We start from the raw sequence: 17,137 nt of genomic DNA, 5'->3' as shown, positions 1-17,137 counted from the left end.
AGTGTCACTTCCTATTTATAAAATGTGATTAGTCCTGTTGTGGCACAAGCCACATATAGGATGCATACGGACTGAGAGAGATTTCCTGCGTCAGCACAGGGGCTGCCTCCGTATTTCCTATGAGTAACTCTGCTGATTTGCTTGCAATGTGATCATTCCAGACCGCTTCCGGAAGCGAGAACGTGACGTCTCGTTTACTGAAGTTGGATACAACAATCAGGGTTTCATTTCCATTGGTCCGTGCGTACGCGAATACATCCGGATGTGCATCGTCCAATTGTTCATACAGACCGTCGATCAGCACGTTAACCTGTTTACGTAGGGCAATCAATTTGCGGTAGTGGTAGTAGATCGAATCTGGATCAGCCAGCTGCTGTTCCACGTGAATGGAAGGATACCTTTCATCCACCTTCAGCCAAGGTGTTCCGCTAGTAAATCCGGCGTTTTTACTTCCATTCCATTGCATCGGTGTGCGGGAGTTGTCCCGGGAACGTTCCTTTACAATGTTGAAAGCTTCTTCAGCGGATTTGCCTCGTTCTTCCTGAAGCAGGCGGTACATGTTCGTTGATTCGATATCGCGGAACTCGCTGACGTCATTCCAGACCGGATTCGGCATTCCGATCTCTTCACCCTGGTAGACATAAGGTGTACCTTGCATTCCGTGTATCGTTGTTGCAAGCATCTTCGCACTCTCGGCACGATAATCACCATCATCGGCGAATCGGGATAATGCCCGCGGCTGATCATGGTTATTAAGGAACAGCGCGTTCCAACCTCCACCGGCTTGCATGCCTGTCTGCCACTCACTAAAGAGCTGTTTCATCGCTTCGAAATCATACGGCATCAGTTCCCACTTCTGACCATTCGGATAATCCACTTTCAGGTGATGGAAGTTAAACGTCATCGAAAACTCCCGGGAAGCCGGGTTCGAATATTGGATACAATGTTCCAGTGTTGTGGAAGACATTTCCCCTACAGTCACCATGTTGTAAGGCCCGAATACTTCATCGTACATCTCGGTAATGTACTCATGCACACGCGGTCCATCCGTGTAGTATTTGCGTCCATCACCCGGTGAGACGCTACCATCATCATCCGGGAAACGCTGGTCTTTGGAGATCAGGTTAATCACGTCCATACGGAAACCATCCACACCCTTATCCGCCCAGAACTTGATCATATCCCGTACAGCTTTGCGTACTTCTTCATTCTCCCAATTCAGATCTGCCTGCGTTTTATCAAATAAAGTCAGGAAATATTGTTCCGTCTGTTCATCATACTGCCACGCGGGCCCACCGAACTTGGATTGCCAGTTGTTTGGCACACCGCCATCCGGGGCAGGATCTTTCCAAATATAATAATCCCGATACGGATTATCCTTGGAAGAACGGGATTGCTGGAACCACTCATGATCGGTCGAGGAGTGATTCACCACGATATCAATCATCAGTTTCATATCACGAGCCTTCAGACCTTTCAGCAATTCGTCAAAATCCTCCATCGTTCCATAATCCGGATTAATCCGATAATAGTCCGCTACGTCATACCCATTATCATGCTGCGGAGATACATATACCGGCTGCAACCACACAATATCGATACCCAGATGCTGCAAATAATCAAGCTTCTCGGTTAATCCACGAATATCTCCAGTACCCGATCCGGTTGTATCATTAAAACTCTTCGGATATACCTGATACACCGTTGATGTCTTCCACCAAGATGACGGAGTTGTGTTATTAGAACTCATGTTAACGCCTCCAATAAATTGTAATGCTCTTATGTGATGTTCTCGGCTAACTTCATATCTATATTACATAAGTAAACATGTATATACAAGTTGAAACTATAATATGTATATTCTCCGTCTCTTCTACACATTCCCCATAAATCTTTCCTCTGTAACATTTATTTTGGAACCTGCGTTCGTGAACCCAATGATATCTGTATTGGGACAACAAGAAACCGTCTGTTCTTCCCACCATTGGTGCGGGCAACAGACGGTCTAATTGGGTTGAACTTGGTTGAAATTTTCAAAAACGCTTCTTACGACATCTCCGGTGAAACAACGGCTTTCCCTTGTTTTTCCTGCATATTCAACTTCAATAGAGATAGTGCAGCTTGCTCTTCCCTTTCCAGTTCAGCGGCACTGATCTCACCAGAGAGTACGGCACGCATTCGCTTTTGATCCAGCAGACCTTCCCATTTTGCCACCACAAATGCTGCGACACAGTTGCCCATCAAGTTGGTGAATACACGCATCGTATCCATGAATCGATCTGCACCAAGCAGCAGAGCAACCGCTGCTACCGGAAAAGCATTGACAGCCACTGCCGTTGCGGACAGGGCCAAGAATGCGGAGCCAGGTACTCCTGCCATGCCTTTGGAACTTAACATCAACACCAGTAAAATCGTAATCTGCTGCATCAATGTCAGTTCAATCCCTACGGCCTGAGCAACAAAAACCGTGGCCAAGGATAAATAGATCGAAGCGCCATCCAGATTAAACGAGTACCCTGTCGGCACTACAAGACCCACAACCGCACGATCACAACCCGCCTTGGTTAGTTTGTCCATCATACGTGGCATCACCACTTCTGATGACCCGGTTCCAATCGCCAGCATCACTTCAGAACGGGTATACTTCACAAATTGCAGGAAATTCAGCCCAGTAATCCACCAGGCAGCCAATGCCAGCATGACCAAAAACAGCAGCGCTGCCCCGTAACAGGCCAGAATCAGCAGACCAAAGGAAGACAATGTGGATGCCCCATAGGCACCTACCGTGTAAGCCATGGCTCCAAATGCACCAATTGGTGCGAGTTTCATGATATAACCGATGATACGGAACACAATGCCGAGCAAGTTCTCAATCAGCGTCAGTACATTCTCTTTTGCCTTACTCTCCGTTGCTGCCAGCGCAACCCCGAACAGGCATGCCACGAGCAATACTTGCAGAAGTGCATTTTGTGCAAAGGCATCTACAACACTTGTCGGAATAATATTCATGATAAAGTCTACCGTATGCGGTAACTCGGAACCATTGGTTTTTGCTTCAATGCCGCTTGCATCTATGGTTGAAGGGTCCACGTTCATTCCGGCACCGGGGCGAAGCAGATTGGCTGTTCCCAATCCAAGTACCAGCGCCACTGTAGTTGCAATCTCGAACCACACGATGGCTTTCAGCCCGATGCGACCTACCGACTTCAGATCACCGATTTTGGCAATGCCTGTTACAATCACCATGAAAATCAGTGGTGCGATGATCATCTTGATCAATTTGATGAAACCTGTTCCGAGCGGTTGCAGCAAGCTACCCAGATCCGGCCACAGGATGCCTACGCCAATCCCGATGATTACCGCTACAATAATTTGAAAAAATAATGATTTCATAAATGACATGAACGCTCCCCCTGTTTGCGGTCAATTCGGATTTCCGTTTGGTTTCCGTGTAACTTTTTATATCATTCTAAAAGGGAGTTCAACAATGGAATTTCAATGTTTTTGTCATTTGTACCAACTCTATTGGTGAAAATTGAACCTGAAACCGAAAAAAGACGAATATCACGTCAGTTATCTTGACGTGATATTCGTCTTTATCCATAAATCCATTTATTATTGAACAGCGGTTAAATGTGCATCACAGGGTAATAGATTCTCCGGGGGCTAGCACACGTCCTTCCAACCCTTTTGCAGCCAGTTGTTGCACGAAGTGTTCTGCATCCTGACGAATTACCGGAAACGTATCATAATGAACCGGAATCGTCAGTTTGGCATTAAACCATTCGGCCGCTTGCAGCGCATCCTCAGGTCCCATGGTGAAATGTCCACCAATCGGCAAGAAAGCTACATCAATATCATGACGATCACCGATCATTTTCATATCCCCGAAGAGACTTGTGTCTCCGGCATGCAAAATCGTTTTACCACCAATATTAATGATATATCCAGCAGGCAAACCTGCATACATGATCCGTTGTTCTTCTTCGAGCACAATCCCGGAAGTATGGAACGCCTGAATCATTTTGGCTTGAGCAAAATCAAGATCTACCGTTCCGCCCATGTTCATGCCGAGTGTATCCAGACCTTTCCAAGACATATATGTAGCCAATTCCACAATAGCCACAACTTTTGCGTTATTTGCTTTGGCAATAGGCTCAGCATCGAGGATGTGATCCATATGTGCATGTGTCAGCAACACAACATCGGTCTTAATATCTTCAGGCTTCGTGACGGCAAGCTCGTTGCCACGCAGGAAGGGATCAATGATCAGAGACTTTTCTTCTGTGCTCAGCTGTACACTGGAGTGACCGTGGAACGTAATATTCAACAACTTGGATTCCTCCCGACATATGTTTTGATTATTTTGAAAACCACTATTTATTATAAATCATACCTCTTCACCAACGCAAAATCACGCTAGCCTCCGTGTCACCGCTGCTTACGATATACTCTTGCTTCATACGGCTGAAGCTGAATCGCACCTTCATCGGTAGAATAACGTCTGCTCACATTGCTGATGATCAGCTTGGCATGCTCGGAAGTCCAACCTTCCGGCCAGTGCATCTCAGGTTCATGCCCACGGAAATTCAGAATCACCAACATCTGCTCATCATCCAGCGTTCGTGTATAGGCATAGATATCCGGATCATCCGGTAGCAGCAGTTCATACGCGCCATAGATAAGCACTTTATGTTGTTTGCGAAGGGCAATTAACTTACGGTAATAATGCAAAATGGATTGCGGATCACTTTCGGCATCAGCCACATTAATCTCAGGATAATTATCATTCACCTGAATCCACGGCTGACCCTGGGTAAAACCTGCATGTTCCGTCTCATCCCATTGCATCGGCGTGCGGGCATTATCGCGACTCTTCAGCCAGATCGCCTGCATGACTTCATGCTTCGACTTACCTTGACCAATGTAATGATTGTAATAATTTTTGGTCTCGATGTCCCGGTATTGTTCGATATTCGGGAAAGCCACATTGGTCATGCCGATCTCTTCTCCTTGATAGATGTAGGGGGTCCCTTCGAGTGTAAGCATCCATGTCGCCAGCATCTGAGCAGAACGCACCCGATATTTACCATCATCACCAAAACGGGAAACCGGACGTGGCTGATCATGGTTGCCCATATAATTGGCGTTCCAGCCTCTACCATGCAAAACCGTTTGCCACCGGCTCATGATTTCTTTGAGATAGGTCAATTTCCATTCCTTATAGTTCCACTTACCAATTCCGGAGGATTTGGCATCGATAAACATATGCTCAAACTGGAATACCATATTAAGCTCATCACGATCCGTCCCGACATAAGCCAAGGCCTGCTCAGGTCCAAGTCCTGAAGTCTCGCCAACTGTCATGGGTCCGTAGGGTTTCAGGATCATGTTATTCAGCTTCTTCAAGATCGAGTGTACCTGTTCCAGGTTGGAAAAGAGCTGATACGCTGGAACCACCGGCAGATTATCCGGATTGTGGGCACTTGGCAGACCCTCTGCCTTGGCGATATGCGCTACTGCATCGAAACGGAATCCGTCGACCCCTTTTTCCAGCCACCAATGCACCATCTCATACATCTCTTCTGCCATCTGTGCATTGTTCCAGTTGAGATCCGGTTGTTGTTCTGAATACAGATGCAGATAATATTCATTTGTCTCAGGATCATGCTTCCACACCGAACCCCCAAAATAGGACTCCCAATTATTCGGCACCTGCCCATTTTTGCCTGAACGCCAAATATAATAATCCCGCTTTGGATTCATCTTTGACGAACGCGATTCAGCAAACCAAGCATGTTCATCTGACGTATGATTCAGCACCAGGTCCATCATAATCTTGAGACCACGCTTGTGTGCCTCTGCCAATAATCGATCAAAATCCTCCATCGTGCCATACTTGCGTAAAATGCCGTAGTAATCTCGGATATCATATCCGTTATCATGTCCTGGTGAATCGTAAATGGGACAAAGCCAGATCACATCTACGCCCAAATTCTCCAAATAATCGAGCTTCTCATAGATCCCCTGCAAGTCGCCATATCCATCTCCGTCCGAATCCTTAAAGCTGCTCGGGTAAATCTGGTATACCACACTCTCTTTCCACCAAACGATATCGCCCACCTCGCTCTCATCATTGTTCAATATATAAATTGAACGAAAGAATATTTACACTAGACACTCCGATGACAGAACAACCTTCCGATCGCTGTTATCCCCAGATTTTATGAATTCCCCTTATAAGGGGAAAATCCGGTGATAAAGGCGAACGCTTTCGCTTCTTCAGGTTATTTCTGTCCTCTCCGTTTCGTGTAAATGTTTAGTTAAATTTATATATAATCTCTGCTCACGATATAAATAAGCCGTTAATATGTTTTATCCGAAATGATTCCCTTGTAAACATTTGAAAGGTATCTTATGCAAAAAGACCCGGTCATGGACCGCGATCTGCGGTTCAATTCCGAGTCCTATTTTGTGAACATAAGACTAACTTAAATCCGACGTAACCGATCCAGGCACCAATCGTGTTCAGAATAATGTCATCCACATCAAACGAACCTACACGTGTAATCAATTGTGTGACCTCGACACCCAGCAGAAGCAAAACAACTGTAGATGTAAATGTCAGGAACGAACGACACCTCCGAAACAACCATGGAATCCAGATACCCAGCGGAATAAACAATACGATATTGCCAAACAGGTTTTTGACCCAGGTATCTGTATTGTACCTCTCCCTCTCCATAAGAAGTGGACGAATCGTCTCGAAGGGTACGAGATTATATTGATAATACATGCTAGGTGTTCGTCCACTGACAAACAGTAAAATGCCCATAATCAGTATGTAGAGCGCTGCCATGCAAGCAACAATGGTCAGCATCCACTTGGAGCGGAGCCACGACTTTTCGTTCATTCATCCATCCGTCCTCCGACCTTGAATTCCGCGAAGCGGTAAGGTCTATTTTAACGGGATATAGATCTTCATGTCCAGTTGTTCAGGAGTTGATTTCCAGACATCCGTCACTTCAAAGTCCGGCCCTTCCCTCCGTTCATAGTTAGACTGCGGCAGCCAGCTGCCATAGATCATTCTCCGAATATCCTGCCCTGAGCCTTCAACGGTGAATTCTGCATATAAGCCACCCGGAATTTCAATCGAAGTAAAACCGGGTTCAAGTACCTGTGATGCTCCACTGCTTTCTTCACCCACAATAAAAGAAAATGCTCCATTCTCTTCAAAATGACAGGCCACACCGTAAGCCATATCAGGGCGTGTCCTCTCCGGGATCGCCATGAATTTCTGTTCCATGCCAAAATCGTGATAAAATCCGGGTATTTCAGCATAATGCTGATTGTCATTCAGGTTGGTCTTATATTCATGGCCGACAATCCAGTTCGGTTCCCGCGTGACCAGACGGGGTGTGTTCATGTGGAAAGTTCCATCAAGCCGAGTTCGATAATCGTTAAAATCAATGCTCTGTTGCATCTTCAGAAGAGACAACTGATCCACTTCCAGCTTACGTAGCTTCGCCGGTGTCATTCCAAAGTAGGCTGAAAATGCACGGGTAAATGCCTCTTGAGATTGATAGCCAAAGCTCATCGCAATGTCCAATATGCCTTCCGATGTGCCCCGCAGCATCCCTACAGCTTCCGTTAATCTGCGTCTGCGCACGTATTCAAGTACCGTGAATCCCGTGATCGCCTGGAATAAACGCTGAAAATGAAACGCCGAAAAGCTCGCAGCAGCGGACGTCTCTCTGATATTAAAATCATCTTGCAAATGCTGCTCCAAATACTCAATAGCAAGTTGAATTCGTGTGTAATGATCCATAGTGACGGCTCCTCTATCTAATTCAAAATATCAAACGATTTCTTATGTAGTATGACTGAGATCCAGATCTTTTTTTTGATTTTGTGTGCGAACTTGTATGACGAAAGATACACGAGTTGCGGTTCTCTTCAAGTTGAATGACACTATGATACACTGATGCCAAAATCCCCTTGTTCTACAAGGAGATGCTCTCTACGCTGGTTGATTTACCAGCAGAGATAGCTCTTGTGAACAAGGGGATTTGTTTGTTTAACAATCTATTCTTAACCTTTCCAGTTCCCGGACACGGGATGAATACCCCAGATATCTGTCGCATACTCACTAATGGTACGATCACTGGAGAATATGCCGGAATGTGCCGTGTTTAATATCGCTTTCCGAGTCCAGCCCGGAATATCCCGATACGCCTGGTCAATCGCAGCATGCGCGTCGGCATAAGCAGCAAAATCACGCAATACAAAGTATTCATCACCATGGGCCAGCAAGGAGTCATATATATCCCAGAACTCCCCGTCACGATAACAGAATGCACCTGGATGCACCAGTTGCTCCACGACCTCGCGAATGCGTTCATCGTGCTGCACAATCTCATTCGGACGATAGCTGCCGGAACGATAATACTCAAGTACTTCGTCTGCACGCAGACCATAGATGAACATATTTTCTTCCCCAACCTGCTCCGCCATCTCCACGTTGGCTCCATCCATCGTGCCAATCGTTAAAGCACCGTTCATCATAAATTTCATGTTGCCCGTACCGGAAGCTTCCTTACCTGCGGTTGAGATCTGTTCACTAACATCCGCAGCGGGAATGATCTTCTCTGCAAGAGAGACGGAATAGTTTTCGAGGAAAAATACCTTCAAGCGGTCATTCACGGCCGCATCCCGATTCACCGTGTCAGCCACGTTGTTGATCAACTTGATAATTTTCTTGGCAAAATAATAACTCGGCGCTGCCTTGGCACCAAAGATGAACGTACGTGGCACCATATCAAACGAAGCATCATTCTTAAGCCGGTTATACAGATGCATAACATGCAGAATGTTCAACAGTTGACGTTTGTACCCGTGTAGTCTCTTCACCTGTACATCAAAGATGGAATCCGGATTCACTGCTGTCCCGGTATGATCCAGAATATACGCAGCAAGCCGCTCTTTGTTATCCCGCTTAATTGAACGGAACTGCTCCTGGAATGATGTATTATCCGCAAAACCAGCCAACTGGTCCAGCTTGCCCGGCTCTGTTATCCATTCGTTACCGATTGTATCCGTAATCAGATCAGACAGTTTCGGATTGGCATGCATCAACCAGCGGCGATGGGTGATACCATTCGTTTTGTTATTGAAACGCTCTGGATACAGTTCATAGAACGGAGCCATCTCGCGCTCTTTCAAAATCTCGGTGTGCAGAGCAGCAACACCATTCACGCTATGACTGCCTACAATCGCCAAATGCGCCATCCGTACCTGATCGTTTGCAACAATCGCCAGATGCCCTATGCGATCCTGATCTCCCGGATACCGGTCCAGCAGCATGCCACAGAAGCGTTTGTTGATCTCTTCAATGATCATGTAGATTCGTGGCAGCAGCCTGCTGATCATGGATACAGGCCATTTCTCAAGCGCCTCACTAAGCGTTGTATGATTGGTATACGATACAGTACGGGTTGTGATATCCCATGCTTCATCCCAGCCGTACCCCTTCACATCAATCAGGATGCGCATCAGTTCTGGAATAACCAAGGTTGGATGCGTATCATTAATGTGGAAGGCCACTTTATCAGGCAAACGATCATACGGTAGCTCCAGCTTGTTGAACGTACGCAAGGCGCTCTGTACACCTGCTGAGCACATGAAGTATTGCTGCTTCAATCGCAGCAGCTTTCCTTCGTACTGGGAATCATCGGGATACAGGAATTCCGAGATTGATTCAACCGATCGGCTATAATCCAGATAACCGTAGTAGTTCGAAGGGGTGTCGAGTGAAGTCTCGCGCTTTGGCTCGGCACTCCATAGACGCAATGTATTCACATGGGTTTGACCATAACCGATGACAGGCACGTCATAGGGAATGGCGACAACCGATTCGGCATCTTTTGTAACAAACTGATATTCTCCATCCTGCTCATGAGCTTCTACTCGGCCCCAGAACTGTACTTCCACCTTTTTGTCTGGACGGCGGACTTCCCATTCATTGCCCTTATCCAGCCAATTGTCGGGTAGCTCTACCTGATTACCATTGATGATTTTTTGCTCAAACAACCCGTATTTATATCGAATCCCGCAACCATGTCCTGCATATCGTAGTGATGCGAGTGAATCCAGGAAACAGGCAGCGAGTCGTCCCAGACCTCCGTTACCGAGTCCTGCATCCGCCTCCTGTTCTTCTATCTCCTCCAAGGAGAAGCCCAGCTCAGCTAAACTGTCACGCACCAATTCCAATTCATTCACATTCAACAGATTGTTGCCGAGCAGACGTCCAATCAGGAATTCCAGCGAGAAGTAATAGACCTGTTTATCCTGGCGCTGCTTGAACCCCTGATTCGACGCTGCCCAATCCTGGCCTGCATATTCACGAATCATGCTTCCCAGTACATGGTACACGTCTTCCTGTGTTGCTTCTTCAATCGGTTTGCCCAATTTGCTGACCAGATTCCGTGTAAATATACTCTTGAACGTTTCCTTGTTGTCAAACAAAAGTAGGTTCCTCCCGGGGAAATCCTGCAGGATGGTGGCGGTTCATACAAATTGAACTAGAGAATATTTACACTGGACACTTCGATGACAGAATAACCTTCCGATCGCTGTTATCCCCAGATTTTTTTGATTCCTTTTAAAATGGGAAAATCCGGGGATAAAGGCGAGCGCTGCGCTTCTTCAGGTTATTTCTGTCCTCTCCGTTTTGTGTAAATGTTTAAGTTGAATTTATATAATCAAGGGTAAAATTTGAAGCCAAAGGCGAACGCTACGCTTCAGAATCGATTTCGTCCCCTCCACTACGTTTGCATGCTGGTGAGAACTTTCGAAGATGCAATTCATGCGTCGAAAGTGTATGAACCTTAAATCCATCCTACAGGATTTTTATTTTATATATATTTATAGAAGATATCGGTTACGTGTGGGCATTAGATAATAGTACTTTTCGCTAAAATGTATGGATTCGACGGGTCGCCGATCAGCGTCTGTCCTCCGGTCAGCTTCACGTCTTTATCGAGAATGACGTTCTCAAGTACCGTCCCCTCACCAATGTAACATTTCTGCATGATGATGGAACCTTTTATTTTGGCACCCTTGGCCACCTGTACCCCACGGAACAGAATGCTGTCCTCCACCTCTCCACCTACTATGCAGCCATTCGCGAGAAGTGAATGTTTAACATCGGCGGTATCCAGATATTTGGCAGGCGCTTCGTATTTAATTTTGGTCTGGATCGGATCTTCCTTGAACAGTTGTTCATATTGCCCTGTGTTCAGCAGATCCATACTGTTGCGATAATAACTGTCAATGGAATTGATGACTGCGTGATAGCCATCATATGCATACGCAGCGATATTCAATCCATCCGGATTTTTTTGAATCACATCCCGGAAGAAATGGCTCTCGCCATGATCAATGCAACGTTGCACCTGGCGCAGGAACAATTCTTTTTCCATGATGAAAATTTCTGTATATATATTCGGGTGATTAGCGCTTTGGTGAATGTCCACCACGTTACCGTCCCCGTCATGTTCAACTTTGACACAGGCGTCATGTTCAGGCAGCAGCTGATCTACTTTTTTGCAAACCAGTGTAACGTCCGCTCCTTTACTGATGTGATACCTGTAGACATCCTGGAGGTCTGCTTTGGTCACATGGCGACTGCCCGCATGCACAACATATTGTCCTGCCCCTCTGTGGAAAAAGTCCAAATTGTTATGGAAATGTTGCAAATCCCCTTGTGATGTATCTGTTGGATCGTTCCAGTCTGGTGGCAAAATAAACATGCCACCATGCTTGCGATCCAAATCCCAAGGTTTACCGTCACCAAGATGATCCATCAACGAGCGATATTTTCGCCGTACAAATACACCAATACTCTCAATGCCTGCATTCATCATATTGGATAGAACAAAATCGATCAGACGGTAACGCCCGGCATAAGGCACCGCGGCTCCGCAGCGAAAATACGTCAATTCCTTCAATTCTTCAAGTTCATGGTCAAGGTTAATAACTCCGATCAATTGTTTCATCGCATGCACCGTCCTTTTGACTTCAATTAGGCCTTGCTAGTTATTCCTTGGCGAAGCTGACGTTCCAGTTCTTCCTGATCCACGAGCAATATATCACTCTCATCTTCCGGTGCAGGCGAAATCTGTGTTCCATCCGGAATAACCAATCCTTCTGCGATAATAGCTCGGTAAATGCGCACATTTTGCCCGATTTTCACTCTTGGCATGATCACCGAATCAATGACCGCACTGTTCTCACCAACTTCAATTCCATAGAACAGAACAGAATGATTGACCTCACCATGCACTACAGTACCTTCACTAATAATACAATTCCGCACCTTGCCCGAAGGTGAGATGTATTGTGCAGGTTGGTTCGGATTACGTGTGAAAATACGCCAGTCCGGATCATTCAGATTAAACGGTGTGTCTTCATCCAAAAGGTCCATATTGGATTCCCACAGACTGCGAATGGTACCAACGTCTTTCCAATAACCTTCAAATGGATACGCATATAAGGATTTTTCATTTTCAAGCAATAAAGGAATAATATCTTTACCAAAATCATAGGAGGTGGATGCCTGTTGTTCATCCTGGATCAGGAAACGTTTCAGTACATCCCACTTGAAGAGATAGATACCCATGGAAGCCAGTGTGCTCTTGGGCTCAGGAGGTTTTTCTTCAAATTCATAGATGCTGTAGTCATCGTTGGTGTTCAGCACTCCGAACCGGCTGGCTTCTTCCAATGAGACATCAATGACCGATATGGTGCAATCCGCATCTTTTTCTTTGTGATACTGGAGCATTTTTTCGTAGTCCATCTTATAGATATGATCCCCTGACAGAATGAGCACATGCTCAGGATCGAATTGTTCAATAAAGTTCAGGTTCCGGAAGATCGCATCCGCTGTACCCCGGTACCAGTTGCTACCGTCTTCACGTTCATGTGGAGGAAGTACATATACCCCGCCGTTTTTTCGATCCAGATCCCAGTCACTGCCAATGCCAATATAGGAATGTAAGACAAGTGGTTCATATTGGGTCAATACACCCACTGTATCAATACCAGAATTAGAGCAGTTACTCAGCGGGAAATCAATGATTCGGTACGTGCCCCCAAAATATACAGCTGGCTTAGCCAGTGATTTGGTCAATCCTTTTAACCTCTTACCTTGCCCTCCGGCAAGTAGCATCGCTACGACTTCTTTTTTCGCCATCATTACAGCCTCCTCCACGTGCATTCGTTCTGATTCATTTCAGAGCCCATAATCGATATTCTGTTGTGTGGACACTGTTGTCTTGATTAGGAGCTTGCTGTACAGATGTGTAACCGGTGAATCTTTGTTGCAGTTGAACTTCTTGGATTGTAAAGCCTGAAATAGAGATGATGCTGGTGTAGAATTGCTTGACTGTCTTACAGAGGTGAATGTTAGATGCAGAACTTAAGGTGTAGCTCGTGAACAATGAAATAGACTACTCCTATTTAACATTAAACACGAAACGGACTGGGGAATCTTACTGGAAAACATCGACATCAAGTTGCGGGTAAGATTACCCTTTCTCGTGCCGCTGTTATTCATATTATATTCGATAATAGAGAAGCAAAATCCTTTAGTTTTTGTGCAAACATTAAGTGGAAAAATAAGTAAAAAGAATGAGTTCACATGACAAAAAAGCCGACTTTCGATCCCGGCTCATTTTGTCTGTTATTTTGGTGTATCCGTTCCTGAAACAGTCTATATAATTTTACGGAACAGCTCCATCACTTCATCCTTGGACGGTTGATATGGATTGCCTGGTGCACAGGCATCTTTCATCGCGTTATCGGCAAGCAGTTCCACATCGGGATCTTTTACACCCAGTTCAGACAGTTTCTCAGGAATGCCGACTTCCTTCGATAGCTGACGTATGGCCTCAATGACGTAATCGGAACACTCCTCATCACTTCTACCCTTCACATCCATACCAATGGCCTTAGCAATATGACGGAATTTGCCGGGTACATGCTTGGCGTTCAACTCTTCCACATAGGGGAGTAACATTGCGTTACAGACACCATGCGGCAGATCATATACGCCACCCAGTTGATGCGCCATCGCATGGACATAACCCAGGCCCGCATTATTAAAAGCAATCCCGCCAAGGAAACACGCATACGTCATATGTTCCCGCGCTTCCAGATCACTGCCGTCTCTCACGGCTCTTGGCAAGTATTCAAAGATCAGTTCAACAGCTGCTGCAGCTGTCGCACTTGTCACTGTAAATCCACCTGGTGTAACCATCGCTTCTACGGCATGTGTCAACGCATCCATTCCTGTGGCCGCTGTGAGACTTGCAGGTTTGCTGAGCATCAGCTCAGGATCATTAACCGACAGGGAGACCAGACTGTTGCGGTCCACCATCACCATCTTTACTTTACGTTCCTCATCTGTAATCACGTAGTTAATTGTCACCTCGCTCGATGTGCCAGCCGTTGTGTTAACAGCCACAAGTGGCACAGACTTATGTTTTGATTGATGAAATCCTTCATATTCACGGATATGCCCACCGTTCGTAGCTACAATGCCAATGCCTTTGGCAGCATCCTGCGGTGAACCTCCGCCTATCGATATAATGGCGTCACAGCCATGATCCTGGAATACTTGTAGTCCATCATGTACATTCTGACATGTTGGATTAGGCTGAACCTCATCATATACTACATAGTCTAACCCTGATTTTCTTAGTATAGACAGTACCTGTTCAGCAACGCCTGAAGTAATCAATTGACGATCACTTACAACCAGCGCCTTGCGGATACCCATCTGTTCAATCATCTGACCTGCTTCTTGTAAACAACCTCTACCCATCAAGTTCACGGGCGGAACATAATATGCATGTGTTGCCATTTGAACCAGCCTCCTGTAACCCCTGATTTACTATCTTCATTGTAACTGAATCCGTTTTCAGATATAGTGAAATAAATCACAATGAAACCGATAAATGTTACACTTGCGGTTGATTTTTCCCCGTAATGAAAAAGACGACCCAGACACCCGAAGGTCTCCAAGCCGTCTTACTTATCTATCTTAAAGCTTTATCCACTACTTATACCTTACCGAAGGTACTTACACTAAAAGCATCCTTACGAAGGCTTACAGCGCCTTATCGTTCACGCCGTCAAGCCATGCCTCAATCTCCCCAATTACGGAGGATACACAGCCATCCTCGAATGGTGAGTTCAATCCAGCCAGTTCAACCAATCCAGTGAAGGACAGGCTTCCTCCCGCTTTGCACAATGTCAGATAGTCGGCCCATGCGGACTTAATGTCCTCATTGCTGCGTTTCCAGAACTGGAATGCACAGATTTGTGCCAACGTGTAGTCAATGTAATAGAACGGCGATGAGAAAATGTGACCCTGTTTATGCCAGAAACCACCTTGCTCCAAATACGCATTATCTTTGTAATTGATGTGTGGCAGATAGGTCTTCTCAATGTTGCGCCATGCCTGCTTACGCTCAGTTGGAGTTGCATCCGGGTTCGCATACACAAAATGCTGGAATTCATCCACAGCTACACCATACGGAATGAACAACAGACCGGAAGACAGGTGATCAAACTTGTACTTGTCCGTATCTTCCTTGAAGAACAACTGCATCCACGGCCATGTGAAAAACTCCATACTCATGGAATGAATCTCAGCCGATTCATATGTCGGCCAGTTGTATTCAGGCACTGCAAAATCACGGCTCTCATACACCTGGAAAGCATGACCTGCTTCATGTGTCAATACATCAATATCACCGGAGGTACCGTTGAAGTTGGAGAAGATAAACGGCACTTTGTAATCGTTCAGGAACGTACAATATCCGCCGCCCTGTTTACCTTTTTTACTTACCAGATCCATAAGCTCGTTTTCGGTCATCATCTGGAAAAATGCATCCGTCTCTGGTGATAATTCAGCGTACATTTTTTTACCATTATCAATAATCCAGTCCGCGTCACCTTTAGGTGTCGGGTTACCCGTCTTGAAGCTGAAACCCTGATCGTAATAATACAGCGTATCCACATCAATCCGATTACGCTGACGCTCTCTGAGTTTGGTCGCCACAGGCACGATATAATCACGGACTTGTGCACGGAAGTTGGCAACCATCTCGGCGTTGTAATCCGTACGGTTCATACGATCATAGCCAAGTTCCACATAGCTTGGATATCCCAGTTTCTTCGCGATCTGTGTACGTACTTTAACCAGTTCGTCGTAAATGCGATCGAATTCAGCTTCATGTTCAGCCATGAACGTGTATCTGGCTTCCGAAGCACGCTCCCGCATGGAGCGATCCGTGGACAGTTCAAATGGATGAAGCTGTGGCAACGTGCGCTCTTCACCTTCGAACGGAATTTTGGCCGATGCGATCAACTGATTGTATTCTGTGGAAAGTTTGTTCTCCTTCTGGAGCTCTTCAATAATTTCCGGGCTGAATGTTTTCAGTGAAAGATCCGCCAGTTGGAACAGCTGTGAACCCCATTTTTGTTCCAACTCGTTGCGGAATTTGGAGTTAACCAATGCACGGTAAAAATCCGTGATATATTCCTGCACAATTGGTGCATTCTCATCCAGAAATTCGTTCTCCGCCTTGTAAAACTCATCATTGGTATCAATGGAATGACGGATGTAGACCAATTGGGCTTGTGTCTCAAAATCACTGCGCAGCGCGTTAATCTGATCCATGAACCCACTCTGTTCTTCAACCGTTGCCGCAGCTTCAAAACCGCTCAACAGCTCACGGAAAGATGTCTTGATGTGTTCCAGATTCGGACGTGTATACGTATACTCACTAAATTTCATTTATGTACACCCTTTCCTGTTTGGCAGAATTTCGGGAGTATCCCGAGTTAAACTACCCCCTATTATACAAAAGAGCAGCTAAAAAATCCCATAATTACGAAAAATATTTGTCCATCGGTCAAATCGTGCAACATGAATGGTTACAAATATTACTTACTTATGTAAGGTCAGTGCCTCAAAATTTTTCCCCACACTAATAAGCCCGCCTCGCGTTAGCGAAGCCAGCTTATAGGTTGTCTCTCTTCTTTTCACATTTAAACAATACTAATACTA

11 protein-coding genes are annotated in these 17,137 nt (G+C 45.7%); all 11 read right to left on the bottom strand.

Annotated features, from left to right (window positions below; genetic code table 11):
- Positions 1–28: 28 nt before the first annotated feature.
- The 11 genes from treC to PAEAM_RS20910 all read right to left on the bottom strand — a co-directional run bounded on the left by treC (position 29) and on the right by PAEAM_RS20910 (position 16,864).
- Positions 29–1,750, bottom strand: coding sequence for an alpha,alpha-phosphotrehalase (gene treC, locus PAEAM_RS20960; protein ID WP_100528832.1), 1,722 nt, complete (start codon positions 1,748–1,750; stop codon positions 29–31).
- 296 nt (positions 1,751–2,046) lie between these two features.
- Positions 2,047–3,402: a C4-dicarboxylate transporter DctA gene (dctA, locus tag PAEAM_RS20955; RefSeq protein WP_036670619.1), complete on the bottom strand. Its 1,356-nt coding sequence runs from the start codon at positions 3,400–3,402 to the stop codon at positions 2,047–2,049.
- Positions 3,403–3,640: 238 nt separating this feature from the next.
- The gene (locus PAEAM_RS20950) at positions 3,641–4,333 is read right to left on the bottom strand and encodes a metal-dependent hydrolase (protein ID WP_091016906.1); all 693 of its coding nucleotides are present in this window, start codon (positions 4,331–4,333) and stop codon (positions 3,641–3,643) included.
- A gap of 98 nt (positions 4,334–4,431) precedes the next feature.
- Positions 4,432–6,144 (bottom strand): glycoside hydrolase family 13 protein, encoded by a 1,713-nt coding sequence (locus PAEAM_RS20945; RefSeq protein ID WP_481856122.1) that lies wholly within the window; start codon positions 6,142–6,144, stop codon positions 4,432–4,434.
- 310 nt (positions 6,145–6,454) lie between these two features.
- Positions 6,455–6,913 carry a VanZ family protein gene (locus PAEAM_RS20940; protein WP_100528830.1) on the bottom strand — a complete coding sequence of 153 codons (459 nt, stop codon included), beginning with the start codon at positions 6,911–6,913 and terminating at the stop codon, positions 6,455–6,457.
- Between the two features lie 45 nt (positions 6,914–6,958).
- Positions 6,959–7,828, bottom strand: coding sequence for an effector binding domain-containing protein (locus PAEAM_RS20935; protein WP_100528829.1), 870 nt, complete (start codon positions 7,826–7,828; stop codon positions 6,959–6,961).
- 263 nt (positions 7,829–8,091) lie between these two features.
- Entirely contained in the window at positions 8,092–10,524 is a 2,433-nt protein-coding gene (locus tag PAEAM_RS20930; protein WP_036608763.1) for a glycogen/starch/alpha-glucan phosphorylase, read from the bottom strand.
- A 428-nt stretch (positions 10,525–10,952) separates the two neighbouring features.
- On the bottom strand, positions 10,953–12,056 hold the full coding sequence (gene glgD / locus PAEAM_RS20925; protein ID WP_036608765.1) for a glucose-1-phosphate adenylyltransferase subunit GlgD: 1,104 nt from the start codon (positions 12,054–12,056) through the stop codon (positions 10,953–10,955).
- A gap of 26 nt (positions 12,057–12,082) precedes the next feature.
- Positions 12,083–13,252, bottom strand: coding sequence for a glucose-1-phosphate adenylyltransferase (locus tag PAEAM_RS20920; RefSeq protein WP_036608767.1), 1,170 nt, complete (start codon positions 13,250–13,252; stop codon positions 12,083–12,085).
- A 519-nt stretch (positions 13,253–13,771) separates the two neighbouring features.
- Positions 13,772–14,923: an iron-containing alcohol dehydrogenase gene (locus PAEAM_RS20915; RefSeq protein WP_036608771.1), complete on the bottom strand. Its 1,152-nt coding sequence runs from the start codon at positions 14,921–14,923 to the stop codon at positions 13,772–13,774.
- Between the two features lie 246 nt (positions 14,924–15,169).
- Positions 15,170–16,864, bottom strand: a complete 1,695-nt coding sequence (locus tag PAEAM_RS20910; RefSeq protein WP_100528828.1) for a M3 family oligoendopeptidase — start codon at positions 16,862–16,864, stop codon at positions 15,170–15,172.
- Between the last annotated feature and the right edge of the window lie 273 nt (positions 16,865–17,137).

Origin of the sequence: Paenibacillus sp. GM1FR, assembly GCF_002803315.1 — a bacterium.
Classification (GTDB): Bacteria; Bacillota; Bacilli; order Paenibacillales; family Paenibacillaceae; genus Paenibacillus; species Paenibacillus amylolyticus.
This window is presented reverse-complemented; position numbering and strand designations above follow the sequence as displayed.

Excerpts from the sequence above, each read along its gene's own strand:
- glgD (WP_036608765.1), bottom strand. The coding sequence starts at position 12,056 with ATGAAACAATTGATCGGAGTTATTAACCTTGACCATGAACTTGAAGAA.
- PAEAM_RS20920 (WP_036608767.1), bottom strand. The coding sequence starts at position 13,252 with ATGGCGAAAAAAGAAGTCGTAGCGATGCTACTTGCCGGAGGGCAAGGT.
- PAEAM_RS20910 (WP_100528828.1), bottom strand. The coding sequence starts at position 16,864 with ATGAAATTTAGTGAGTATACGTATACACGTCCGAATCTGGAACACATC.
- treC (WP_100528832.1), bottom strand. The coding sequence starts at position 1,750 with ATGAGTTCTAATAACACAACTCCGTCATCTTGGTGGAAGACATCAACG.
- PAEAM_RS20940 (WP_100528830.1), bottom strand. The coding sequence starts at position 6,913 with ATGAACGAAAAGTCGTGGCTCCGCTCCAAGTGGATGCTGACCATTGTT.
- PAEAM_RS20935 (WP_100528829.1), bottom strand. The coding sequence starts at position 7,828 with ATGGATCATTACACACGAATTCAACTTGCTATTGAGTATTTGGAGCAG.
- PAEAM_RS20915 (WP_036608771.1), bottom strand. The coding sequence starts at position 14,923 with ATGGCAACACATGCATATTATGTTCCGCCCGTGAACTTGATGGGTAGA.
- dctA (WP_036670619.1), bottom strand. The coding sequence starts at position 3,402 with ATGTCATTTATGAAATCATTATTTTTTCAAATTATTGTAGCGGTAATC.